Origin of the sequence: Vibrio crassostreae 9ZC13 (assembly GCF_000272045.2) — a bacterium.
Taxonomy (GTDB): Bacteria; Pseudomonadota; Gammaproteobacteria; order Enterobacterales; family Vibrionaceae; genus Vibrio; species Vibrio crassostreae_C.
On the sequence record NZ_AJYZ02000037.1, the window covers coordinates 61,449 to 85,335 of the forward strand.

At 45.6% G+C, this 23,887-nt stretch carries 23 protein-coding genes; all 23 read right to left on the reverse strand.

The window, feature by feature from the left end; genetic code table 11:
• Positions 1–9: 9 nt before the first annotated feature.
• Entirely contained in the window at positions 10–1,713 is a 1,704-nt protein-coding gene (gene ureC, locus A136_RS11065) for an urease subunit alpha (RefSeq protein ID WP_010440581.1), read from the reverse strand.
• Positions 1,714–1,752: 39 nt separating this feature from the next.
• Positions 1,753–2,088, reverse strand: a complete 336-nt coding sequence (locus tag A136_RS11070) for an urease subunit beta (RefSeq protein ID WP_017062824.1) — start codon at positions 2,086–2,088, stop codon at positions 1,753–1,755.
• A gap of 11 nt (positions 2,089–2,099) precedes the next feature.
• Positions 2,100–2,402: an urease subunit gamma gene (ureA, locus tag A136_RS11075; protein WP_004735119.1), complete on the reverse strand. Its 303-nt coding sequence runs from the start codon at positions 2,400–2,402 to the stop codon at positions 2,100–2,102.
• A gap of 133 nt (positions 2,403–2,535) precedes the next feature.
• Positions 2,536–3,483 carry an urease accessory protein UreD gene (locus A136_RS11080; protein ID WP_017062825.1) on the reverse strand — a complete coding sequence of 316 codons (948 nt, stop codon included), beginning with the start codon at positions 3,481–3,483 and terminating at the stop codon, positions 2,536–2,538.
• Positions 3,480–4,175, reverse strand: coding sequence for an urea ABC transporter ATP-binding subunit UrtE (urtE, locus tag A136_RS11085; protein ID WP_017062505.1), 696 nt, complete (start codon positions 4,173–4,175; stop codon positions 3,480–3,482). Before urtE ends, A136_RS11080 begins: the two co-directional genes overlap by 4 nt.
• A gap of 1 nt (position 4,176) precedes the next feature.
• A complete protein-coding gene (urtD, locus tag A136_RS11090; protein WP_017062506.1) occupies positions 4,177–5,019 on the reverse strand; it encodes an urea ABC transporter ATP-binding protein UrtD in 843 nt (280 codons plus the stop codon).
• The gene (gene urtC, locus A136_RS11095; RefSeq protein WP_017062826.1) at positions 5,016–6,188 is read right to left on the reverse strand and encodes an urea ABC transporter permease subunit UrtC; all 1,173 of its coding nucleotides are present in this window, start codon (positions 6,186–6,188) and stop codon (positions 5,016–5,018) included. The genes urtD and urtC overlap by 4 nt, the downstream gene beginning before the upstream one ends.
• A 10-nt stretch (positions 6,189–6,198) precedes the next feature.
• Positions 6,199–7,827 (reverse strand): urea ABC transporter permease subunit UrtB, encoded by a 1,629-nt coding sequence (gene urtB, locus A136_RS11100; RefSeq protein WP_017062827.1) that lies wholly within the window; start codon positions 7,825–7,827, stop codon positions 6,199–6,201.
• 235 nt (positions 7,828–8,062) lie between these two features.
• Positions 8,063–9,349 carry an urea ABC transporter substrate-binding protein gene (urtA, locus tag A136_RS11105; RefSeq protein ID WP_017062828.1) on the reverse strand — a complete coding sequence of 429 codons (1,287 nt, stop codon included), beginning with the start codon at positions 9,347–9,349 and terminating at the stop codon, positions 8,063–8,065.
• Positions 9,350–9,642: 293 nt separating this feature from the next.
• Positions 9,643–9,870 carry a zinc ribbon domain-containing protein gene (locus tag A136_RS11110; RefSeq protein ID WP_017062829.1) on the reverse strand — a complete coding sequence of 76 codons (228 nt, stop codon included), beginning with the start codon at positions 9,868–9,870 and terminating at the stop codon, positions 9,643–9,645.
• 36 nt (positions 9,871–9,906) lie between these two features.
• Positions 9,907–10,908 (reverse strand): GGDEF domain-containing protein, encoded by a 1,002-nt coding sequence (locus A136_RS11115; RefSeq protein ID WP_029235084.1) that lies wholly within the window; start codon positions 10,906–10,908, stop codon positions 9,907–9,909.
• Between the two features lie 289 nt (positions 10,909–11,197).
• Entirely contained in the window at positions 11,198–12,100 is a 903-nt protein-coding gene (locus tag A136_RS11120) for a metal-dependent hydrolase (RefSeq protein ID WP_017062510.1), read from the reverse strand.
• Positions 12,101–12,231: 131 nt separating this feature from the next.
• On the reverse strand, positions 12,232–13,713 hold the full coding sequence (gene der / locus A136_RS11125; RefSeq protein ID WP_017062511.1) for a ribosome biogenesis GTPase Der: 1,482 nt from the start codon (positions 13,711–13,713) through the stop codon (positions 12,232–12,234).
• 158 nt (positions 13,714–13,871) lie between these two features.
• Positions 13,872–15,032 (reverse strand): outer membrane protein assembly factor BamB, encoded by a 1,161-nt coding sequence (bamB, locus tag A136_RS11130; RefSeq protein ID WP_017062831.1) that lies wholly within the window; start codon positions 15,030–15,032, stop codon positions 13,872–13,874.
• Between the two features lie 10 nt (positions 15,033–15,042).
• Positions 15,043–15,657 carry a YfgM family protein gene (locus A136_RS11135; RefSeq protein WP_017062832.1) on the reverse strand — a complete coding sequence of 205 codons (615 nt, stop codon included), beginning with the start codon at positions 15,655–15,657 and terminating at the stop codon, positions 15,043–15,045.
• Between the two features lie 79 nt (positions 15,658–15,736).
• Positions 15,737–17,005 (reverse strand): histidine--tRNA ligase, encoded by a 1,269-nt coding sequence (gene hisS / locus A136_RS11140; RefSeq protein WP_017062514.1) that lies wholly within the window; start codon positions 17,003–17,005, stop codon positions 15,737–15,739.
• 70 nt (positions 17,006–17,075) lie between these two features.
• Positions 17,076–18,197 carry a flavodoxin-dependent (E)-4-hydroxy-3-methylbut-2-enyl-diphosphate synthase gene (ispG, locus tag A136_RS11145; RefSeq protein ID WP_009848294.1) on the reverse strand — a complete coding sequence of 374 codons (1,122 nt, stop codon included), beginning with the start codon at positions 18,195–18,197 and terminating at the stop codon, positions 17,076–17,078.
• A 7-nt stretch (positions 18,198–18,204) separates the two neighbouring features.
• Positions 18,205–19,161 carry a cytoskeleton protein RodZ gene (gene rodZ / locus A136_RS11150; protein WP_017062833.1) on the reverse strand — a complete coding sequence of 319 codons (957 nt, stop codon included), beginning with the start codon at positions 19,159–19,161 and terminating at the stop codon, positions 18,205–18,207.
• Between the two features lie 440 nt (positions 19,162–19,601).
• Positions 19,602–20,744: a bifunctional tRNA (adenosine(37)-C2)-methyltransferase TrmG/ribosomal RNA large subunit methyltransferase RlmN gene (locus tag A136_RS11155; RefSeq protein WP_017062516.1), complete on the reverse strand. Its 1,143-nt coding sequence runs from the start codon at positions 20,742–20,744 to the stop codon at positions 19,602–19,604.
• Between the two features lie 441 nt (positions 20,745–21,185).
• On the reverse strand, positions 21,186–21,620 hold the full coding sequence (gene ndk, locus A136_RS11160; RefSeq protein ID WP_016797173.1) for a nucleoside-diphosphate kinase: 435 nt from the start codon (positions 21,618–21,620) through the stop codon (positions 21,186–21,188).
• A 106-nt stretch (positions 21,621–21,726) separates the two neighbouring features.
• A complete protein-coding gene (gene pepB / locus A136_RS11165) occupies positions 21,727–23,022 on the reverse strand; it encodes an aminopeptidase PepB (RefSeq protein ID WP_017062517.1) in 1,296 nt (431 codons plus the stop codon).
• Between the two features lie 206 nt (positions 23,023–23,228).
• Entirely contained in the window at positions 23,229–23,429 is a 201-nt protein-coding gene (gene iscX / locus A136_RS11170) for a Fe-S cluster assembly protein IscX (RefSeq protein WP_004740335.1), read from the reverse strand.
• Between the two features lie 117 nt (positions 23,430–23,546).
• Positions 23,547–23,885: an ISC system 2Fe-2S type ferredoxin gene (fdx, locus tag A136_RS11175; protein ID WP_010440525.1), complete on the reverse strand. Its 339-nt coding sequence runs from the start codon at positions 23,883–23,885 to the stop codon at positions 23,547–23,549.
• Between the last annotated feature and the right edge of the window lie 2 nt (positions 23,886–23,887).

A 23,887-nucleotide genomic window follows, 5' to 3' on the forward strand; every position in this document is an offset into this window, starting at 1 on the left:
GCCGAGCTCTTAAAATAGAAAATACCGTTGTGCCATTGGTAGTTCTTCAGCAGGCTCACAAGTTAGCAATTCACCATCGGCGCGTACTTGATACGTCTGAGAGTCGACCTCAATTTTTGGCATCCAATCGTTGAGCTTCATGTCGGCTTTGCTGATATTTCGGCAGTTGCTCACAACACCAATCAAGCTCTGCAAACCCAATTGCTTATCAATGTTCTGCGCCTTGGCTTCCTTAGAAACAAACAACATTGATGTGTTTTGACATGCCTTGCCGTAGCTACCAAACATTGAACGGTAATGGACTGGCTGAGGTGTTGGGATTGAAGCATTTGGGTCACCCATCGGCGCCATGGCGATCATGCCGCCTTTCAAAATCACACTAGGTTTCACACCAAAGAAAGCGGGCTTCCACAACACTAAGTCTGCTAATTTCCCTGCTTCGATAGAACCGATTTCATGAGACATACCATGAGTGATCGCTGGGTTGATGGTGTACTTAGCGACATAGCGTCTTAATCGGAAGTTATCGCTGTAGTCTGAATCTTCTTTTAGGCTGCCGCGCTGAACTTTCATCTTGTGCGCAGTTTGCCAAGTTCGAGTGATCACCTCGCCTACACGTCCCATTGCTTGTGAGTCCGAAGCGATCATCGAAAAGGCACCTAAGTCATGAAGAATGTCTTCTGCGGCAATGGTTTCACGGCGGATACGTGACTCTGCAAACGCGACATCTTCTGCAATTGATGGTGAAAGGTGATGACACACCATCAACATGTCTAAGTGCTCATCGACGGTATTGATGGTGTAAGGGCGTGTTGGATTGGTTGAGGAAGGCAAAACGTTCGGCTCACCTGCAGCACGAATAATATCGGGAGCATGACCACCGCCCGCACCTTCGGTGTGATAGGTATGAATCACGCGGTCGCCGATTGCGCCAAGTGTCGATTCAACAAAACCAGATTCATTCAGAGTGTCGGTATGAATCGCAACTTGTACGTCCATCTCATCGGCAACACTTAAGCAAGTATCAATTGACGCGGGTGTTGTTCCCCAGTCTTCGTGCAACTTCAAGCCAACAGCACCCGCTGCTACTTGCTCACGCAGTGCTTCAGGCTGGCTCGCATTGCCCTTTCCTAACAAACCAAAGTTCATTGGGAATTGATCGAGTGATTCCAACATACGATGCATGTTCCACGGACCCGGTGTACATGTGGTTGCGTTAGTCCCTGTGTTTGGCCCCGTGCCACCGCCTATCATGGTCGTCACACCCGACGCCAAAGCTTCTTCAATCTGTTGCGGACAGATAAAGTGGATGTGAGAGTCGATGCCACCCGCAGTGAGAATCGAACCTTCGCCGGCCAAAATTTCCGTACCCGGACCAATCACAATATCAACGCCCGGCTGAACATCTGGGTTGCCCGCTTTACCCAATGCCTGAACTCGACCATCTTTGATGGCGACATCGGCTTTTACGATGCCCCAGTAGTCCAACACAATCGCGTTGGTGATCACCAAGTCTGGCGTTTCGGCACTTGGACGTTGGCTTTGTCCTTGCCCATCGCGAATCACTTTACCTCCGCCGAACTTCACTTCGTCGCCGTATACGGTGTAATCTTTTTCAACTTCTAGCCATAAATCAGTGTCAGCAAGACGCACTCGGTCACCGACTGTTGGCCCAAACATTTCGGCATAAGCCTGTCTGGATATCGTCGCCATGTTCAATCCTTTGTTATTTTCATTATTCCGTGGGAGCGCTTAGAGCTTGCCCATCACCTTTCCTTGGAAGCCATAGATCTCTAAGTTACCGGCGTAACGCACTAACTCGACGCTGCGCGACTGACCCGGCTCAAAGCGGGTTGCAGTACCCGCAGGAATATTGAGTCGAAAGCCTTTAGTGACTTCTCGGTTAAAGATCAGCGAAGGGTTTGCTTCATAGAAGTGGTAATGAGAGCCAATTTGGACAGGACGATCGCCAATGTTTTGCACCTTAACGGACGTTGTGTCTCGGCCTTCATTGAGAGTGATGTCACCCGGTGCGGTTTCTACTTTTCCGGGAACGAATCCTGAGTATTGTTTTGTGGAACCAGCCATATTACTTCTCCCTACACGATAGGTTCATGAACGGTCACCAGCTTGGTGCCATCAGGAAAAGTGGCTTCGACTTGTACATCAGGGATCATGGAAGGGATCCCCTCCATAACGTCATCGACAGTAAGAAGTGTGCGTCCAAAATCCATTAATTCTGAAACGGTTTTACCCTCGCGGGCACCTTCGAGAATGGCACTGCTGATCAGTGCGATAGATTCTGGGTAGTTGAGCTTTAAGCCTTTTTGTTTGCGCTGCTGTGCCAGCATTCCTGCGCAGAAGATAAGTAGCTTATCTTTTTCTCTTGGTGTTAATTCCATTTAGCCGCCCGCTGTTAGTGTTGTTTTCTTATTGCTCAAAAACGCATGAGCAGTAAGTGGGATTCAATCACAGCAAGCTTGAAAAAATGTACCTAGGGTCGGAAGTCACCCTAGGTACAAAAAGGGCTAATCGCTAAGTCGCCCAAATCCTTGGTAAATCAGGAGTCGTACCACATAAATGAGAGCGAGTTGCTTGCCAAATCTGACCAAAGGCTTGGAGAATATCTTCACTCCAATTACCCAAGGCTCGCACCACAATCAATCCTTCTATCTGAGTAGCACCCAATATTAATGTGGGTTCACTCGACGTTTTTGATGTAACTGATTGCTGTGAAGCTTGCTGTGTAATAGATATGAGCAAGCTCTGTACCAACTCTAGATCTTGCTTCTCATTTGAGGTGATATAAAAGGTTCCCATCATTGAATAATCAAGTAACCCCATATTTATCATTAACTTATCTCCACCATGAAAATTAAAGCCTTCAGTCAGAAGCCTTTGATTATCAAGATAGATTTCTGTTTTCCCAACGAGATGACCATGCTCGAATCCCTCATTCTGTGCAGGGCGTCCAAAACAGTGCATCTCCCAACCCCAAAACTGTGCACCCTTTTCTAGGCGAATTTCAGTATCTAAACGAACGTGTGCATTGGGGAAAAAGATGTTCTCTTGCGGCATCCATTCCAAGCGTGCATCTTTCTTCACTCGTAGGGTCTGCTTCTGCTTGGCGTACTTGTTGTTTGAGCGATAAAACTTGGTCGCACCGGGTGTGGTGATCAACGCATGCGCACCGCTTTCGATGGTCGCTTCAATATTGAGAGTGTCACCACCTACCACTCCGCCGGGGGGATGGAGTAAATAGGTGTGACACGTTTCCCCATCAGGATACAGGGGGCGTTGCACCGCAAGCGGACCAGACTGCTGACGATTCTTTAATACGGTTTTATCACTGCGGTCGACAAAAGTGAGGTTTAAACTCGCTTGCCAACCATCACGAATATCTTGTTCGATGGTCTCATTCAAAGATAAAGCTTCTACTAAAGAAGCCTTGCTTACTTCATTCGGAGAAAAGAGAGAATTCATACGGTTAGGTACTCCTTTATCAAGGACTCATCGAGCCCTGTCATTTCACCTTCTGCCACTTGGCGTCCACGGTCGATAATGCAAAAACGGTCACCGACCTTTCTTGCAAACGGCAGCTTCTGTTCAACCAACAGAACCGTGAGCCCCATTTTCTCGTTGAGCATGCGAATGATGTCGCCAATCTCTTGCACAATATTGGGTTGAATACCCTCCGTCGGCTCATCCAAGATCAATAGCTTTGGATTAACCACCAGCGCACGCCCAATCGCTAGCTGTTGCTGCTGGCCACCCGATAAATCACCACCGCGACGATGTAGCATCTCTTTTAACACTGGGAAAATATCGAAGATGAATTCAGGGATCTTGCGGTCACCCTTTTTACGAATCGGTAAACCGACCTCTAGATTTTCTTGAACAGTGAGCATTGGGAAGATCTGGCGACCTTGCGGTACATAGCCGATCCCTTGGCGTGGACGGTCCTCGGCATCGGTTTTCAAAAGTGACTCACCCGATAAGGAGATGTCACCGCTTTCAACCTTCACCAACCCCATAATGCATTGCAGTAAGGTGGTTTTACCGACACCATTTCGCCCCATTAGCACCGTGCATTTACCTTCTGGGATCTGCATATCCAAATCCCACAGCGTGTGGCTCTCACCGTAATATTGATTAACTGATTTAACCTCTAGCATCCTATTCTCCGAGATAAACTTGTTTAACTTCAGGGTGAGCCTGCACTTGATCCATGGTGCCTTCAGCCAACACATGACCTTGATGAAGCACGGTGACATGGCTGGCGATAGAACGAACGAAATCCATATCATGTTCAACGACCACAACCGAGTGCTTACCTGCCAGTGAGTTAAGTAACTCAGAGGTGCGATCCATTTCTTGGTGAGTCATACCTGCCACGGGTTCATCCACCAGCAACAGCTTAGGGTTTTGCATCAATAGCATGCCGATCTCTAACCACTGCTTTTGTCCGTGAGACAGGTTACCTGCCAAATTCGCCGCTTCGTCTTTTAAATGAATCAGCTCAAGTACCGAGGTCAATTTGTCTTTCTGTTCACCAGACATCACAGCGGTGAACGTCGCCCACACTGAGCGGTCACCGGCCATGGCTAATTCAAGGTTCTGCCACACAGTTAAACACTCAATCACGGTCGGTTTTTGGAATTTACGCCCAACGCCTGCATTGGCGATTTCGGCTTCGTTCATCTTCAATAAGTTGATGTTCGAACCCAACCACACCTCGCCGGTGTCTGGCTTAGTTTTACCTGTGATAATGTCCATCATGGTGGTTTTACCTGCGCCATTAGGACCTATGATACAGCGTAGCTCTCCCTCTTTGATGTAGAGGTTGAGGTCGTTTATCGCTTGGAAACCATCGAAGCTTTTGTTGACGCCTTCGACATACAACAGCACGTTATGTCGAGTATCGATGGCAGGATGAATATCGGGTTTGAGGTAATCAAAGACTTCGTCTCGACGAGTGAACGCCTGAACCGATTCCTTTACGCTATTAAATGTGGTCATGCGATCACCTCCTTGGCCTTGTGCTGATCATCCTTATCTTTATCTTGGTTTTTCCCATTTGATGCCTTGCGCAGCTGCTGCCACTTTTCACTGACAAAGCCAATCACACCTTGTGGGAAGTACATGGTTGAGAGTACGAATAGTCCACCCAGAGCAAACAGCCACACCTCCGGGAACTCAACCGTAAACCAACTCTTGGCGTAGTTGATGATCAATGCACCGACAATGGCACCAAACAGAGTGGCACGACCGCCTAAGGCTACCCAAACCACAATCTCAATCGAGTTAAGAGGAGCAAATTCTCCCGGATTGATAATACCCACTTGAGGGACATATAAAGCCCCGGCAATACCGGCGATAATCGCAGAAAGAACGAAGACCCACAGCTTGATGCCATCGACGTCATAGCCCATAAAGCGAGTGCGTGATTCCGTATCACGAATCGCTAATGCCACACGACCTAATCGACTGGTCACCACCATGCGACAAGCTATGTAGCTGAGAATAAGCGCAATACCAGTCGCGACAAACAGACCTATCTTGACCGCATCACTCTGCAAACTCAGACCGATGATGTCTTTGAAATCCGTCAGTCCGTTGTTGCCACCAAAGCCCATTTCGTTGCGGAAAAATGCCAGCATCAATGCGTAAGTTAATGCCTGAGTCATGATAGAAAGGTAAACCCCTGACACACGAGAGCGAAAAGCCAGATAACCAAACAAGTAAGCCAACGCGCCCGGCACTAGCACCACCATCAAGCAGGCGAACCAGAACTGATCAAAACCCTGCCAGAACCACGGCAACGCAGACCAATCAAGGAACACCATAAAGTCAGGTAGGACTGGATCACCATAAACCCCACGGTCACCAATCTGACGCATCAAGTACATGCCCATCGCATAACCACCAAGCGCAAAGAAAGCACCGTGGCCAAGGCTCAAGATTCCGAGATAGCCCCACACCAGATCGAGCGCCAACGCCAACATTGCGTAGCTCAGATATTTGCCCATCAGCGAGATAGTAAAAGTCTCTACATGGAGCGGGTGCCCACTTGGTAACATGGTGTTAGCCAGTGGGATAAGAATAACGGCCGCTAGAATGGCAAGGATGGTCAGTTGGCCACCTTTGTCACCACGCATTGCCGAAAGTACAAATGATTTTGACTGCATGATGTTGTCCTTAACCTTCAGCCGCACGACCACGTTGCGGGAAGAGTCCGCGTGGGCGTTTTTGAATAAATAGAATGATGAAAACCAGTACCAGAATCTTGGCGAGAACCGCACCAGCCCATGGTTCTAAAATTTTATTGAACAGACCAAGGCTTAAGCCTGCGACTAGCGTGCCCCATAGGTTGCCAACACCGCCGAATACCACCACCATGAATGAGTCGATGATGTACGCCTGTCCCATATTAGGGCCAACGTTGGTCAGTTGAGACAGTGCCACGCCTGCAACACCCGCAACGCCAGAGCCTAAACCGAAGGTCATCGCATCAACTCGCTCTGAACGAATACCCATCGCACGAGCCATGCCACGGTTTTGAGAAACCGCACGAACCTGCAAACCTAGTGGTGTCTTTTTCAGAACCATTAATAAGCCCATAAATACCAAACCACAGAAGAGAATGATATAAAGTCGGTTGTAAGTCAGGGACAACATTGGGTTCAATTGAAGTGCGCCAGACATCCATTCAGGCGTGCTCACTGAGCGGTTCAAAGGAGAGAAAATCGAGCGAACAGCCTGCTGCAAGATTAAGCTAATACCAAAGGTCGCGAGTAAGGTTTCCAATGGGCGACCATAAAGATGACGAATCACACTTCGCTCAATCGCAATGCCCACTAAGCCAGAAACAATGAATGCCGCTGGAATGGAAAGTATCAGCGCTAGGCCAATATGATTCGGCATCAACAACTGCAATACGTAGGTGGTGTAAGCGCCAATCATGATCAGCTCGCCATGAGCCATGTTGATAACGCCCATCACACCAAAGGTAATCGCTAAGCCAATGCCTGCCAGTACCAATACCGAGCCTAAGCTCAAACCGAAGAATACGGTTTCTACACCCGAATAGAGTGCTTGGCTTTGTTGATAGCTATCCATCGCACGTTCTGCTGCAGCGGTAATGCTTGGTTCTTGCTCACCGTTAAGTAGTTGGTTCAGTGTTTTTAGAACGACTGAATGCTTAAAGTCGCCCACTCGTTCAATCGATGTTACTCGAGCTTCAGTTGTTGCACTGTTATCAAGCGAGGTAAAAATAGCTAATGACAAATCCATTAGTTCAGCGACTTTACCATCGGTCTCATTTTCTCTAAGTTCGGATAAACGATCGATGATAGTGGCATCCTTAGTTCCCAGTAGATCGAGAACCGCTTGATAACGCACATCTGGGTTACTGCTATTTAATCCAATAGAGGCAATTTCACCCCGTAAGATCCCGCGAAGTTTGTTGTTTACGCGCACCTTTTTAAACAGCTTAGCATTGTCGATATTGAGAGTTGATTCATCCCATACAGACTGAGCTGAAGTGGCTGTTTTGGTGTTTTGAATGAGATAGAGCTGTTTATAATGTTCGTTTTTTTTATCATTGAAGTAATAGAGATTGCCGTTTAACCATCCATATAAAATAGCCTTCGACACGTCTTCCGTTTGTGTCTCAATGATCCAATCGATGGCTAGCTCTTTATCCGATGTTTTTTTACCAACTAGCGCCTTGGTAAAGCTAGCTTCATCCGTTATTCCAGCAAAAGCCAACTGAGCACTGATAGCCATGAGCAACAGCGCCTTAAATACGTTTAATACGTTCTTCATCCCTGCTTCCTTAACCAACAAGTTAGATATTGTTATTTTTTACTTGGTGGATGTTTGGATAGTTGTTGTGACTTGAAACTAATTTGAGCCTTCTCTTTCGTTGCGCCTCCATGCAGAAGCACTCTTCCCTAAAGAGAAGGCTCAATATTCATAGCTAGTAGTTACCGGTAATAGGTAACACCCAGTAACGAAAGCTGATAACCAGTAACTAGTTATCAGCTAAGAGCGAATAACTCTAGTTACCACCAGAACACTTTTTAGTTTCAACGTTGAACGCACCACATGAGAATGGCTTAGACCAACTAGAGAATAGTTTTGCTGATTCAGGTAAGTAGTTAGACCAAGCATCACCTGCAACAAGGCCTGTGGTTTCCCAAACGATGTCAAACTGGCCATCATCTTGAATCTCACCAATCAATACAGGTTTAGTTATGTGGTGGTTTGGTAGCATGGTTGAGTAGCCACCAGATAGGTTTGGAACAGACACACCAATCAATGCATCTTGCACCGCTTCAGCATCGGTTGTGCCCGCATTAGTCACAGCTTGAGCCCACATATTGAAACCAATATAGTGTGCTTCCATCGGGTCATTCGTTACACGTTTGTCACTCTTAATGAATGACTGCCATGTTTCAACGAACTCTTCATTGACTTCGGTATCGACGCTCATGAAATAGTTCCATGCCGCTAAGTGACCCACTAGAGGTTCAGTATCCATGCCCGATAGCTCTTCTTCGCCAACCGAGAATGCAATCACTGGAATGTCTTCAGATGAAACACCTTGAGCACCAAGCTCTTTATAGAAAGGTACGTTTGCATCGCCATTCACAGTAGATACAACGGCGGTTTTCTTACCAGCTTCACCAAACTTCTTGATATCTGAAACAATAGATTGCCAATCAGAATGACCAAACGGTGTGTAGTTGATCATGATGTCTTCTTCTGCGACACCTTTACTTTTTAGGTAGGCCTCTAAGATCTTATTGGTGGTACGTGGATAAACGTAATCGGTACCTGCAAGCACCCAACGTTCCACTTCAAGTTCATCCATTAAGTAATCAACGGCAGGAATCGCTTGTTGGTTTGGCGCAGCACCGGTGTAGAAAACGTTTTTAGAGGACTCTTCGCCTTCATACTGTACTGGGTAGAAAAGGATGCTGTTTAGCTCTTCAAAAACTGGCAGCATGGATTTACGTGATACCGATGTCCAACCACCGAACACCACATCCACTTTCTCTTTTTCGATAAGCTCACGCGCTTTCTCAGCAAATAGCGGCCAGTTTGACGCAGGGTCAACCACGACAGGCTCTAGCTTCTTACCAAGCAAACCGCCCTTTTTGTTCTGCTCTTCGATGAGCATTAGCACGGTATCTTTTAGCGTTGTCTCACTGATCGCCATGGTGCCAGAGAGTGAGTGTAGAACACCGACCTTGATGGTCTCATCAGCAGCAAACACTGTTGCAGAAGAAAATGAAAGTGTTGTACACAGTGCAGCTAGCGATAAATTGAACACCTTGTTCATGATATTACTCCATAATTGTATTTTTGTTATTCAATTACAGAGTTACAAGAAGAGTGCCAAACTTATAAACCAACGAAATTATTTATAAGTAATTGTATTAATAGAATTTAAAAGAAACTCACACCAATAGAGTGCATAGCAATCATGTAACTATGTTTCATACTGGTGCAGTGACGGTGAGAATGAACCAAGATGACACATTCCTGTTCTTCAGATACAAAAAAGACCCAACACTTTAGTATTGAGTCTCTGGTATAACATCACCGATGGTCGTTCAAACCATGAGTTTAAGGCTATTCCGCTGGTTTAAATTCGAATTTTACTCTCGACTTAGATTTCAACTCGTTGCAATCACCGTTGCAAAAATAGCTCGCCGCACCACAGGCTTGAAGCTTCTCAAGTTGGCTGCTGCACTCAGGACAAAACCCAACTTTAGTAAAGTGAGCCTGACAACTTTCACAGTGATACTTGCCATCCCAAGCTAGCTCAGACTGGCATTTAGGGCAGATATTTTCACTCATTAGCATTTCCTAATTTACTACTATTTTTACAATCTACTACTGCTGAGACTTGGCTTGCTTGATTTGATACATGTTCTTATCAGCTTGTGCGATCAACTGGTCTAATCCTTGAGGATCTTTGTCACAAGAAAGCCCGACACTCACCGAGAATTGCACATCATTGATATAAAGCGCTTGTTGCAGTGCTTTCTCTAAGCTGTGGTAGAAGCTAACAACGCTTTCTTGATCATCAAAACATGAGAACACCACAAACTCATCACCACCATAACGCCCTATCTTGGCACATGCTGTGGTTGCCTCATCAAGAACTTCGGCAACCGCCAGCAACACATCGTCACCGAAACTATGGCCATAGGTATCATTTATTGATTTGAACTTATCGACATCCACAAACAGACACGCCATCACCTTTTCTGAAAAACATCGCTTAGCCAACACTTTTTCAGCTTCATTGAACAGTGCACGACGATTCAAGCAATGGGTTAGAGAATCTCGATTGGCGAAAAAGTTAAGCTGATTCTCCAACTCGAACTTTTCTAGTGCTACCGAATACAGGGAAGCCAGTAGTTCTAAGATCTCGAGCTCAAATTCATGTGGTTCAGAGATGTACTGACTATAAATAGCGAAGGTACCCAACACATTACCGCGCGACGAGATAATGGGGACCGACCAACAGGCATGCAGGTTAGCCTGGTTTGTTAACGCCAAGAAAGGTGCCCAGTTAGGGTGGGTATTGATGTCTGAGACCATCACTGCTTTTTTAAGCGCAGCAGCCTCACCACACGAACCAATTCCAACACCGATACCAACGCCCTCTATCTGTTGATTATAGAAATCAGGCAAATTCGGAGCATATTCGAGGTGCAAAGTCTGAGACTCAGCGTTGAGCAGTAAAATTGAAGCCATACGCTGACCAAAAAGCTGCTCTGTGAGCTCTATGATCTTGCGGTTTAAGTCCTTGCGATCCATCCCAAGGGCAAGCTTCCGAAGCAACCTATTGACTGCTCGGTGGCCTTCTAATAAAAATTGTTGTTCCATTCACTAAAGCTTTCAATTATTTAATCGGGTACAGTCTGTTCTTATGCAAGCCTGTTATTGATTAATAATAACACACTTAATTACCACGACACACAATCGAAGATCATAGGTTGATCTTTCGCTTTATCTATTTTGATCAGCGATCTACCCCAAAAAGAATATTTATATCACCACATACCGAAAGCATAAGTTACATGTGCTGCATTTCAATTTTAAATAGTCATTTATATTAAAAGTTACATGTAAAAACAAAATAAACAGCACAGGCCATTTCGATCTGTAGTCTAAATCATCGAATTACATGCGTCAGCATTTCAATATGCTGGTCATCTAACTGGGTTAACTTAACGGACAATGCCTTAAGCTCTGAGGTGTTCTCAATGTGAGTACCACCACACGGAATAGACACTAAAGTGTCGGCATCCAACTGCCATTCCCAATAACGAGAGTCTGTTAATGCTTCGCCTTCCAGTCGCATTGCAACTGGCGTCGGCTCTGCAAGCCAGCCCGCAATCATCTGGTTGATATCAGCTTCGATGTCATCAAGATTTGCTAGCATGTCTGCAACGTTCAAACCGCGCTTCTTGAGGGTTTTGCCTAAACGATACTTATCGGAACACAGCTCTGGAGTCACAAAGCTCGTCACTTGTGCGTAGCTATTGAAGTCGTAACTGCCAAGCGGATCTTTTCTATCCGCATCTTTACGCCAGTAGCGCTCAGCCAATACTTTATTCAAAGCTAGGAAAGCGATGTGGCCAGCACTGTGACCACGGCTCAAACTGGCTTGGTACTCTTTATCAACCGACAACACGACTTCGTCGTTAACCTTAATCATAGAAGCAGATGTAGGTAGCTGGTGGACAACAACAAACGCCCACCCTTCCGTATCACGCTTAACAGGGATATCTGCTGCGATATGAAGCTTGCCAGTAGATTGTTCTATAGCACCAACAAGGCAGTCTTCAACTGGATATAGCACGTCACCAACACTCACAAAGCCTTGGTCTGCAGGGTGATCTGGCCAAATGTGACTCACTGGGTGGAAGGGTGTCACGTCGGTGATCAGGTAAGTTTTGCTGTCATCGCTTTCAACGTACTGCGCTTTAGCATTGAGCTGCCAAGCCTGATGACAAAATTGAGTGATGGTTGGTGTGATTGCTGACACAGGTGTAATCAAATCGCTAGTAGTCATATCGTTCTTCTTCTGGAATCTAGTCTGATTCGTTGAGCCATGATGATAAAAACGTATTGTTATGGCTTAACGTGAATTTTGCTTAAAAAAATACCCGAGACAGGCTCGGGTATCAAATCTATTGGAAAGGTTTACTTACGACCTTTAACCATGCTCATCATACGCTTACGTTTACGTTCTTGAGAAATTGTCAGCTTGTTTGTCTTAGCTTCAAATGGGTTCTCGCTGTTCTGGAATTGAATGCGAATAGGTGTACCCATGATTTCTAGTGAACGACGGTAGTAGTTCATCAAGAATCGTTTGTATGAATCTGGCAAGTTACGAACTTGGTTGCCGTGGATAACGATAATCGGTGGGTTGTAGCCACCAGCGTGCGCGTATTTCAGTTTCACACGACGGCCACGAACCATAGGCGGTTGGTGATCATCAGTCGCCATCTTCATGATACGAGTTAGCACAGAAGTACCAACACGAGTAGTCGCTGATTTGTAAGCTTCTTGTACAGACTCAAACAAGTGACCAACACCTGTACCGTGAAGTGCAGAGATAAAGTGAATACGTGCGAAATCAACGAAGCCTAAGCGACGGTCTAGCTCTTTCTTAACGCGTTCTTTAACGTCGTTATCTAGGCCATCCCACTTGTTTACGGCAATAACAATTGAACGACCAGCGTTCAACGCAAAGCCTAGCAAGCTTAGATCTTGATCAGAGATGTTTTCGCGAGCATCGATAAGCAGCAATACAACGTTAGCATCTTCAATCGCTTTCAGTGTTTTAACCACTGAGAACTTCTCTACCGTTTCGTTGATGTTTTTACGACGACGAACACCCGCAGTATCGATTAGAACGTATTCACGCTCGTCACGCTGCATTGGGATATAGATAGAGTCACGAGTCGTACCTGGCATATCGTAAACAACCACACGCTCTTCACCAAGAATACGGTTCGTTAGCGTTGATTTACCTACGTTAGGACGGCCAATGATCGCTAGTTTGATCGGTTGATCTTGAAGACGCTTGAATTCTGCTTCAGCTTCTTCTTCTGTAAATTCAACCTGCTCTTCTTCTTCGTCTTCAAACTCAGTTAAGTCGCTTACTTCGCCATTCTCAGCTTTTAGCGCTTCTGCGAATGGGTTAAGAGCAAGGTCAATAAGTGCAGTAACACCACGACCATGCGCCGCAGCGATTTGGTACATGTCTTCTACACCTAGTTGCCAGAAGTCAGCACTTGCAGCATCAGGGTCGATACCATCAACCTTGTTTACTACTAGCATTGAAGGCTTTTCTAGTTGACGTAGGTGCTTAGCAATCGCCACGTCTGAAGGTGTTAGACCCGCACGGCCATCTACCATAAATAGAACGACATCAGCTTCATCAATCGCCGCTAGCGACTGTTCAGCCATTTTAGTTTCAACACCTTCTTCAGTACCGTCGATACCGCCAGTGTCAATAACAATAAAGTCATGCTCGCTAAAATGAGCATGACCGTATTTACGGTCACGCGTTAAGCCAGGGAAATCCGCAACCAATGCATCACGAGTTCGAGTCAATCGGTTAAATAACGTAGATTTACCTACGTTCGGACGCCCTACTAGAGCAACAACAGGTACCATAACAACCTCTACAATTTCTTCTCTAAATGTAGTTATAGGTAAGCACTTGTTCGCAAGTTTAAACTCTTACCTATAACCACACGGTTTATTAATTTTTAACAACAAAACGGCTCCTGGCTGTTACCAACCAGGAGCCGACTGTGAATTATATCACGCTTTTATTGGCTAATCGTTAGTTTCTTTACATCGCCATTGCGAGTCGTCACTAAGTAGCCTTCAGGCAGTTCAATTGGTGCAACCGCAAAGCCGCTATCATCGACAAGCTGTTGAGCAACAAACTCACCCGATGAACGATCCAACCAGTGCAGATAACCTTCAGTATCACCCACGACTACATAACCATTAATAATAGCAGGTGCTGTCAGTAAGCGGTTTTCTAACAATGGAGTGCTCCACAGTTCAGTACCACTACGCGCATCAACCGCAACCACATGGTCTTTGTCGGTAACAACGAACAAACGCCTACCATCACTTGCTAAATCAATCGCTGATGAGTAGTTACGTTTCCAAATTGGCTTACCAGAACGAAGGTCGATAGCAATCAGCTGACCATTGATACCTACGGTATACAGGGTGCCACCAAGAACAATTGGAGATGCATCAACATCAACCAAACGATCAATTTCCGTTGCACCTTTTGGTGTGCCTACTGGCTGTTGCCAAATAAGCTGACCACGATCAACGATAGCCGCAGCTAGACGACCATTTGCTGTACCCCAGAATACACCACCAGAAACTGCAACAGGCGAGCTATCGCCACGCAGTGTTAGGCTTGGTACTTCCGTACTGATGGTCCATTTTTGTTCACCGCTTGCTTGATCTAACGCGATCAACATACCGCGACTGGTATGAACAATGACCATGTTGCTATCAGTTGCTGGGGATGCAAGCACCTCGCCATTGACTGATACACGCCACAGCTCTTCACCGGTCGATTCTTCCAGTGCGATCACTTCGCCATTTTCAGAACCAACAAAAACTTTACCGTAAGCCGCCGTTAAGCCACCCGATAAACGAGCCAATACGTCTTTCTCAAGATCGACTTTCCACAGCGCTTTACCTGTATCAGGATCAAGCGCTTTAACCATACCTTCACGGCTTGCAACAAACACTTTGTCGTAAGCCAATTCTGGCGTTAGTTTTGAAAAGTAGTGACCAACACCATCACCAACCGACGTAGACCATTCCTGACTAGGAGTGAACTCGCTGTTTACCGTTGGTACTGGAGCCATGATTACGGTGTCTTCTTCACCCGCACAGCCAGCTAGTAGGCCAAGAGCAATCGCACACAACGCCGCTTTTGGAAACATCTTCTTCATTCAAAGCGCCTTATTTAGCTAGGTCGTCAAGTTTGATTTTAAGCGTTTGGCTAGCGTCAACAGCTTGCTGTGCTTCTGTGTAAGCACTGTATGCTGCGTCTGTGTCGCCTTTACGAAGTGAGATATCACCACGCAGTTCAGCAACACGGCCTTTCCAAGATTCATCTGTCATAGCAGCAAGATCAGTCAGTGCTGCGTCAAATTCACCTTGCTCAGCTTTAATACGTGCAACACGGTAAGTAAGTAGTGGCGCAAGTGCCGCGTCCTTAGTTGCCGATTTTGCCCACTCGAGCTGTTCAAGTGCCGCCGCTAGATCGCCTGCTTGTACTTGTACTTTTGCTAGTTGCATAGCAGCAAGTACTGAGTACTCAGCATCTTTGTTTGCGTCGATGAAAGCTTGAATATCAGATTGAGCATCAACACCCTTAACATCAAGAGCTGAAATTACAGAGGTGTAGCTTTCTGAAGCTGCTTCACGCGCTTCAACTACTGAATCTTGGTAATAGCGCCAGCCAAATAGACCACCTAAACCAATAACCGCACCAAAGATTACGGCTTTACCGTTCTCTTTCCACCAATCTTTAATGGCTTCAACTTGTTGCTCTTCGCTATCGTAAAGTTCCACTTCCTGTCCTCTTTAATTCTTTAAACGCCAGCATAGTGCTGACGTTAGTATTCATTATGAGCGTTTGCTCAATGGCTAATTAGATTAGCGCAGCAACTTTCTCTGCAACTTCCGTTTGAGACACGGTTTCTTGCTCGCCGCCAACCAGATCTTTTAGCACAACTGTATTGTCAGCAACTTCGTTCTCACCAAGTACCAGCGCCACAACAGCACCTACTTTGTCAGCACGTTTGAATTGCTTCTTGAAGTTACCACCACCGAAGTGGTTCATTACACGCACGCCTTCAACGGTGTCGCGTAATTGATTCGCTAACTGCATGCCCGCGATCATAGTACCTTCGCCAGCAGCAACTACGTATACATCAACGCTACGACGAACTTCTGTTAGCTCTAGCGTTTCCATCATCAGAACCAGACGCTCTAGACCCATTGCGAAGCCAACTGCATTGGTTGCTTTGCCGCCTAGTTGCTCAACAAGACCATCGTAACGACCGCCGCCACATACTGTACCTTGAGCACCAAGGCTGTCTGTGATCCACTCAAATACGGTGCGGTTGTAGTAATCTAGGCCACGTACTAGACGCTCATTAACTTGGTATTCGATACCAACAGCGTCAAGAAGTTCACACAAACCAGCAAAATGTTGCTTCGATTCTTCACCTAGATATTCAGATAGTCGAGGTGCGTCACCTAAGATAGCTTGAACATCAGGGTTCTTAGTATCAAGTACACGTAGAGGGTTAGTGTGCATGCGACGTTTGCAGTCTTCGTCAAGCACATCAATATGTTGCTCAAGGAAAGCCACTAACGCAGTGCGGTAGCTTACGCGATCTTCTTGAGAACCGATTGAGTTCAGCTCTAGGCGAACGTGCTTATCGATACCTAGCTCACGCCATAGACGTGCTGTCATCATGATAAGTTCTGCGTCAACGTCTGGACCGTCTAGACCAAACACTTCAACACCACATTGGTGGAATTGACGGTAACGACCTTTTTGAGGACGCTCGTGACGGAACATAGGGCCCATGTACCATAGGCGCTGTTCATCACGGTTGATAAGGCTATTTTGAATACATGAACGAACACAACCTGCTGTGCCTTCTGGACGCAGCGTTAGGCTATCGCCATTGCGGTCGTCAAAGGTGTACATCTCTTTAGAAACAACGTCTGTCTCTTCACCAACTGCACGGCTAAATAGGTTTGTTTCTTCAACGATAGGCATACGTACTTCGTTGTAACCGTATGCACTCACCACGTTTTTAACTGCGCTTTCTACTTTCTGCCACAGTGGTGATTGAGTTGGAAGGCAGTCGTTCATGCCTCGAATTGCTTGAATATTTTTAGCCACAGTATTTATTCCGTAATTTCTCACGACCAGGTGTTAGTGCGAATAGACAATCACACCCCATCGCGTTGTATTAATCTTCTAAGTTTTCTACATCAATGCGATTTGCTTTATCAAGCACTGACGCTTTTGCACGAATCTTAGCTTCAAGTTTGTCGACAAGGTCATCGTTGTCGAAGCGCTCTTTCTGACGCTTACCATCTTCGTAGAAGGCACTCTTACGTGCACTACCAGCTAAACCTAAGTGAGACACTTCAGCTTCACCAGGGCCGTTAACCACACAACCGATGATAGATACGTCCATTGGAGTGATCACGTCTTCTAGGCGCTCTTCAAGGGCATTAACGGTGTTAATAACATCGAACTCTTGACGAGAACAGCTCGGACACGCAATGAAGTTGATGCCACGCGAACGAATGCGCAAAGATTTAAGAATATCAAAGCCAACTTTGATCTCTTCAACCGGATCAGCCGCTAGCGATATACGTAGCGTATCGCCGATACCTTCAGAAAGAAGCATACCTAAACCTACCGCTGACTTCACAGAGCCTGCACGCGCACCACCCGCTTCGGTAATACCAAGGTGGAGAGGTTGATCAATCTGCTTAGCCAGCAAACGGTAAGAACCGACAGCAAGGAATACATCAGAAGCCTTCACGCTGACTTTGAATTGATCAAAGTTCAGACGGTCTAGGATATCTACATGACGCATTGCTGATTCAACAAGCGCTTCTGCTGTAGGTTCTGTGTATTTCTCTTGGATCTCTTTCTCAAGAGAACCGCCGTTAACACCAATACGAATCGGAATATTCATATCACGTGCACAATCAACAACTGAGCGGATACGGCTTTCGTTACCGATGTTACCTGGGTTGATACGCAGACAGTCAACGCCGTATTCCGCCACTTTAAGTGCGATACGGTAGTCGAAGTGAATATCAGCAACCAAAGGAACAGAGACCTGCTGCTTGATTAGCTTAAAGGCTTCAGCTGCATCCATAGTCGGTACAGATACGCGAACGATATCAGCGCCAACTTTTTCCAGAGCTCTAATTTGAGCAACGGTCGCGGCTACATCTGTTGTTCTTGTGTTGGTCATGGATTGCACAGCAATTGGTGCACCATCACCGATCGGCACATCACCCACATAAATACGGGTTGATTTGCGACGAATAATAGGAGATTCGTGTTGCATATTAACTCTAAGGTAAGGTTATTCTAGCTACTTTGCCTGAAGTATACCCAGAAAGGTCGACAGGTTCACTTGCAAATGTCATTGATACGCCTTCTGGCGCACCTAGAATCACTTTATATGGCGCAGTTCCTGATAGATTTAACGACTGACCTGCTTTTTTGATGCCAGTCGACAAGGTTTTACCCGTTGCATCTTTTACTTGGATCCAGCAATCAGCGGTGAACTGCATCACTAGCTCGTTAGCCACAGCTTCAGGAGCCGTGCTAGCTTCAACCGCTTCTGCATTAGCAGTAACTTCAGCAGTTGGTTCAGTCTCTGTTGCTTGCTGTGCAGGAGTTTCGTCAGCTGGAGTAACAGCACCTGAAGTATCTTCCGCGTCGCTTATTGCAGCAAGGCCTTCAGTACCTTCAACAACAGAAGCACCCGCTTCGTTTTGTTCAGCTTCAATCACTTCTAAAGAGGTGAATTCAGGGGCAAGTGATTCTTCTACCGCTAGCTCTTCTGAGCTTTCAGTATTCGCTAAAGATTGAGATAGGGTGTCTTGTTGTTGGTTCTGCCACCACCAAAGTGAGGAGATACCCGCAATGACCGCAAAAATACTCCAAGTCAGGATCATAATACGGCTGTTGTGCTTCTCGGTTTTGGTCTTACGAGAAAAGCTCAACATTTCTTGCTCTTGATGCTGAGCATCACCGGCATGATGCAGCGCACTCAATACGACTTTTTCGTCAAGATTGACGTATTTCGCGTATGAACGAATATAGCCACGCATAAACGTCGCCACTTGATCTGACTCGAATTGGTTTTCTTCAATTTGTTGGATCAGCGTAACGCGAAGTTTCAAGCGATCAGAAATCTGCTTTTGCGTTAAACCAAGAGATTCTCGTTTGTTCTTAAGCAGCGTTCCCGCTTCCAAAGCTGGAGCTACGGTTTCTTGCGTTTGTGTATCTTGTTCTGTGTTCATAGAGAGTGAACTTCTAAAGTATTATCGCAGGTTGAGGAGAGCGTTTTCTTATTGTCGTTTAAGCTCAATCTAACAACCCACGTTATGTGGAATTTTTCCTGCTATCTAAATCATCAACCCTTAAAGGCGAACATCATTCATTTGTTATGGATGACCTTCTCAGGAAGCTAGTTTATCAAGTAGCCAACCTAAATAGACATATTGATGATCAGTAGCAAGCGAGCACTTAAATTAATTTAAGATTAGTTAATCATAAGCTAATGCCATTACAAGGCAAAAACACTTTAAACAAAATTTACCGTCAGCTCATGGTTTTGTCCAAAATTTGACGAAAAATGTAAGAAAGCGTGGGCAAGAAGTCCAAAAAATCAAAAACTGCACCCCAGAAAAGCAACAAGCCAGAAGTAAGACTTCTGGCTTGTTTAGGTTCTAATCGCGTTTTATACCGCTTTTACTTCAATCACACCACCGGCAATCAAGTTCGCTTCAGAGGCTGCTTTAAGCATTTTAGTACGCTTGGTTCTATCAATCACATCACCGACTAACTGACCACACGCGGCATCAATATCATCACCACGAGTCTTACGAACGGTTACTGTGTAGTTGTATTCCATCAGCGTTTTTTGGAAGCGATCAATACGAGAGTTGCTTGGCTTCTTATAAGGCGACCCCGGGTAAGGGTTGAATGGAATCAAGTTGATCTTACAAGGCGTCTCTTTCATTAGCTCAGCAAGTTCACGTGCGTGGTCCATATCATCATTCACATGATCCAATAACACGTACTCAACCGTTACTTTACCGCGGTTAGCATTTGAAGATGCAATGTAACGACGAACAGATGCTAGGAAGTCTTGGATATCCCAACGGTCGTTGATCGGCATGATTTGGCTACGTAGTGCATCGTTTGGCGCATGTAGAGAAATAGCCAATGCGACATCGATGTTGTCTGTCATTTGGTCAAGGCCAGAAACAACACCAGAAGTTGATACGGTTACACGACGCTTAGACAGTGCGAAACCTAGATCATCAAGCATGATTTCTAATGATGGCATTAGGTTCTTCATGTTCAATAGAGGCTCACCCATACCCATCATTACAACGTTAGTAATTGGACGACGACCGGTTTCTTTTTCTAGGCCGATTTCGCGAGATGCGCGCCAGATTTGGCCAACAATCTCTGAAACTTTTAGGTTACGGTTGAAGCCTTGTTGAGCTGTAGAACAGAACTTACATTCAAGTGCACAACCAACCTGTGAAGATACACATAGCGTCGCACGGTCACCATCTGGGATGTATACCGTTTCAACGTCTTGGTCGCCAACGCTCATCGCCCATTTAATTGTGCCATCTGAAGAGTGTTGAGCTTCAGAAACAACAGGTGCAACAATCTCACAGCGACGTTGAAGTTTCTCACGTAACTTTTTGTTGATGTTATTCATTTGTTCGAAGTCATCGACACCGAAGTGATAAATCCACTTCATCACTTGCTCTGCTCGAAACGCTTTCTCATTCAGTTCTTCTGTGAAAAATTTACGAAGACCTTTACGATCAAAATCGAGTAGATTGACTTTAGCTGTGGTCATGATGCCTCTCAATGACGGAACAATAATTAAGGGCGCGAATTGTACAGGCTTTACGCAACTTCAACAAGCATTGTAAAACCCTGTGTTTATTAAGACATTCAAACTTAAGCGATTAAAATTTGAACGATTGTATTTATCGGCCTGAGATTACCCAATTTAAACAAAGATTCCCGATTACACTCCTTCGTCGCTTTCGGGAATGACGTAAATAATCACCAATTGCTCGATAATATTTACCACGAGATGGTTGCTCCAAAGTTCCCCGTCATTCCAGAACTGAGGAACGAAGTATCTGGAATCTCCAATAACAAAAACAGATTCCCGATTACGCTCCTTCGTCGCTTTCGAGAATGACGACTAAATTGATTATCGAGAGCGTAAAATCCACTTACAAAAAAGGCCTCACCGAGGTGAAGCCTTTAGAATAATTTGCAGTGCCGATTATTGAGCTGGGCGTGGGCAAATTTCAGATTCTGGGAAGAAGAATTCGATTTCGCGAGCTGCAGACTCAGGGCTGTCGCTGCCGTGAACTGAGTTGTAACGCATGCTGATTGCGTAGTCAGCACGGATAGTACCGCATGCCGCTTCTTCTGGGTTTGTTTTACCCATAAGCTCACGGTAACGAGCGATAGCGTTTTCGCCTTCAAGCACTTGAACCATGATAGGACCAGAAGTCATAAACTCTTTAAGAGCTGGGAAGAACTCTTTACCTTCATGTTCAGCGTAGAAGCCACTCGCTTGCTCTTCAGTAAGACGAACCATTTTAGCAGCAATAATTTCTAGGCCTGCTTTTTCGATACGGTGGTAGATTTCACCAACAAGGTTACGCTTAACTGCATCCGGCTTAACAATTGAGAACGTTCTTTCTAGAGCCATAGGGATTCCTTCACTTCATTTTTTTGTTATTAAATACTGAAATTACTGAGATCTTTCGATCTGAGCTTTATGAATGAGCGGCACAAAATACCGCTCACCCTTATTATTATTTTGCTTGGTCGATAAGAAGACGAGCCAGTGTGCGAACGCCCATACCCGTTGCGCCTGCCGCCCACTTGTCACTTGCTGACTTACGGTAAGTACCCGCGCAATCCATATGAATCCAACCTTTTTTGTAATCATCTACAAAGTAAGAAAGGAATGCCGCTGCTGTACTTGCACCCGGTGTGTAATCGCCTGTGCTGATGTTTGAAAGATCAGCAAAGTTTGAAGGCAACATACCACGGTGGAAATCAGCAAGAGGCAGTGGCCATAAGCCTTCTTTCTCTTGGTTTGCCGCTGTTAGCGCTTGGTGAGACAACTCATCATCGAAGCTTAATAGTGCGTGGTAGTCGTTACCTAATGCGTTTTTAGCCGCGCCTGTTAGCGTTGCACAGTCGATGATCAGCTCAGGGCTTTGTGCACTTGCGTACATCAGGCCATCAGCTAGCACTAAGCGACCTTCCGCATCAGTGTTCATGATCTCAACTGTTTTACCGTTTTTGTAGGTAATGATATCGCCAAGCTTCAATGCGCGACCAGAGATCATGTTCTCTGCGCAACATAGAATAAGCTTGATGCGCTTGTTAAGACCGCGTTCAATCGCAAGACCTAAACCACCAGTAATCGTTGCTGCGCCACCCATGTCAGCTTTCATCGCTGTCATGAATTGGCCTGGCTTGATACTGTAACCGCCCGAATCGAACGTAATACCTTTACCGACTAAACAGGCAAATACAGGTGCGTTTTCATCGCCTGTTGGGTTGAAGTCCAGTTGCAGCATTGCTGATGTACGCTCAGAGCCACGACCTACCGCGTAGATGCCTTCCCAACCTTCGGTTAGTAGATCCTTGTCTTTAACAATCTTCGCTTTAACAGTGCCCGCTGGTGCCACTGACTTGATGTATTCTGCAGCCATTGTCGCAAGTTGACGAGGTGCCACTTCTTCAGCGGTTTTATTGATAATGTCACGCGTCCAGTCAGTTGCGCGAATACGAGCTTCAAGCTCAGTTTGATCGGCTTCTGAAAGTGCATCCCATTCCAATGCATTCTTTTTCTTTGGTCCACGGTAGCCTTGGTAGAAAGCCCAAACGCTTTCTAGATCCCAACCTTCACCACGAAGTGAAACGAATGCGATACCTTGTCCGTCAAGCGTACGACCCGCACGTTGAACTGCGCCTAGATCGTGGCCTTCACCAATGTGAATTGTCGCTCCCGCTTCTGAGAACGATAAAATAGCTCTTGCTCCCCACTGAGGCTGGGCAGCTTCTTGACTTAAAAATACTGACATCTGTGTAGACATGATTTCTCCTTGTCATGAACCACTGTGAGTGTGTGATTCTGATTATTTTTTATTAGCGCACTGATGTTAGCATTATGTAGGAGGAAAATGTCATTTTGATAAAAAAACGGACCATAAGGTCCGCTTTTTTTAGTAAGAATTGTTAACTTGGCTGCGTTTTATATTGGACTGATACCAACCCGCGACCAAATCATTAGACAAGAGGATTAATCCATCTCATCCATCCAGCACAAAATAATAGCCTCTAAGATTTTCTCATTCGAGTGGTTAGGCTCGTCGTCGAACTCTTCAAGGTCTAGCACCCATTGATGCAGATCGGTAAAACGTACCGTTTTAGGATCAGTATCAGGGTACAAATCACATAGCTCAATTGCGATGTCTCGCGAATCAATCCACTTCAAGCTCATAACACTTCCTTATATTTATTAGCGACGCTTGGTCACCTTTATGCTCTATATTCTAGGCCAGTTTTTTTAAACCGTTATCTCAGTCATGGCGAAACCACCATGACTGTAGAGAAGTTCTTAGTGATCTTCAGACGCTAGGTTCAATGTGTACTTTGGAATCTCTACAACAAGATCCGTATCAGCCACTTTAGCTTGGCAACCCAAGCGAGATTCCATCTCTAAGCCCCATGCTTTATCTAGCATGTCGTCTTCTAGATCATCACTCTCTTCTAAAGAATCAAAACCTTCACGAATCACAACATGACATGTTGTACATGCGCACGATTTCTCACATGCGTGTTCAATACCAATACCGGCCTTCAGTGCAACATCAAGAACCGTCTCACCAGTTTTTGCTTCTAAAACAGCGCCTTCTGGACATAGATCTTCGTGAGGTAAAACAATAATCTTTGGCATGT

Bases quoted from the DNA above. Each gene is read 5' to 3' on its own strand.
- der (WP_017062511.1), bottom strand. From the start codon at position 13,713: ATGGTACCTGTTGTTGCTCTAGTAGGGCGTCCGAACGTAGGTAAATCT.
- ureC (WP_010440581.1), bottom strand. From the start codon at position 1,713: ATGGCGACGATATCCAGACAGGCTTATGCCGAAATGTTTGGGCCAACA.
- urtC (WP_017062826.1), bottom strand. From the start codon at position 6,188: ATGCAGTCAAAATCATTTGTACTTTCGGCAATGCGTGGTGACAAAGGT.
- urtE (WP_017062505.1), bottom strand. From the start codon at position 4,175: ATGCTAGAGGTTAAATCAGTTAATCAATATTACGGTGAGAGCCACACG.
- rodZ (WP_017062833.1), bottom strand. From the start codon at position 19,161: ATGAACACAGAACAAGATACACAAACGCAAGAAACCGTAGCTCCAGCT.
- A136_RS11120 (WP_017062510.1), bottom strand. From the start codon at position 12,100: ATGACTACTAGCGATTTGATTACACCTGTGTCAGCAATCACACCAACC.
- urtA (WP_017062828.1), bottom strand. From the start codon at position 9,349: ATGAACAAGGTGTTCAATTTATCGCTAGCTGCACTGTGTACAACACTT.
- ureA (WP_004735119.1), bottom strand. From the start codon at position 2,402: ATGGAATTAACACCAAGAGAAAAAGATAAGCTACTTATCTTCTGCGCA.
- bamB (WP_017062831.1), bottom strand. From the start codon at position 15,032: ATGAAGAAGATGTTTCCAAAAGCGGCGTTGTGTGCGATTGCTCTTGGC.
- fdx (WP_010440525.1), bottom strand. From the start codon at position 23,885: ATGCCAAAGATTATTGTTTTACCTCACGAAGATCTATGTCCAGAAGGC.
- ispG (WP_009848294.1), bottom strand. From the start codon at position 18,197: ATGCAACACGAATCTCCTATTATTCGTCGCAAATCAACCCGTATTTAT.
- iscX (WP_004740335.1), bottom strand. From the start codon at position 23,429: ATGAGCTTGAAGTGGATTGATTCGCGAGACATCGCAATTGAGCTATGT.
- urtD (WP_017062506.1), bottom strand. From the start codon at position 5,019: ATGACCACATTTAATAGCGTAAAGGAATCGGTTCAGGCGTTCACTCGT.
- A136_RS11110 (WP_017062829.1), bottom strand. From the start codon at position 9,870: ATGAGTGAAAATATCTGCCCTAAATGCCAGTCTGAGCTAGCTTGGGAT.
- A136_RS11115 (WP_029235084.1), bottom strand. From the start codon at position 10,908: ATGGAACAACAATTTTTATTAGAAGGCCACCGAGCAGTCAATAGGTTG.
- A136_RS11070 (WP_017062824.1), bottom strand. From the start codon at position 2,088: ATGGCTGGTTCCACAAAACAATACTCAGGATTCGTTCCCGGAAAAGTA.
- ndk (WP_016797173.1), bottom strand. From the start codon at position 21,620: ATGGCTCTAGAAAGAACGTTCTCAATTGTTAAGCCGGATGCAGTTAAG.
- urtB (WP_017062827.1), bottom strand. From the start codon at position 7,827: ATGAAGAACGTATTAAACGTATTTAAGGCGCTGTTGCTCATGGCTATC.
- pepB (WP_017062517.1), bottom strand. From the start codon at position 23,022: ATGTCTACACAGATGTCAGTATTTTTAAGTCAAGAAGCTGCCCAGCCT.
- A136_RS11155 (WP_017062516.1), bottom strand. From the start codon at position 20,744: ATGACCACAGCTAAAGTCAATCTACTCGATTTTGATCGTAAAGGTCTT.
- A136_RS11080 (WP_017062825.1), bottom strand. From the start codon at position 3,483: ATGAATTCTCTCTTTTCTCCGAATGAAGTAAGCAAGGCTTCTTTAGTA.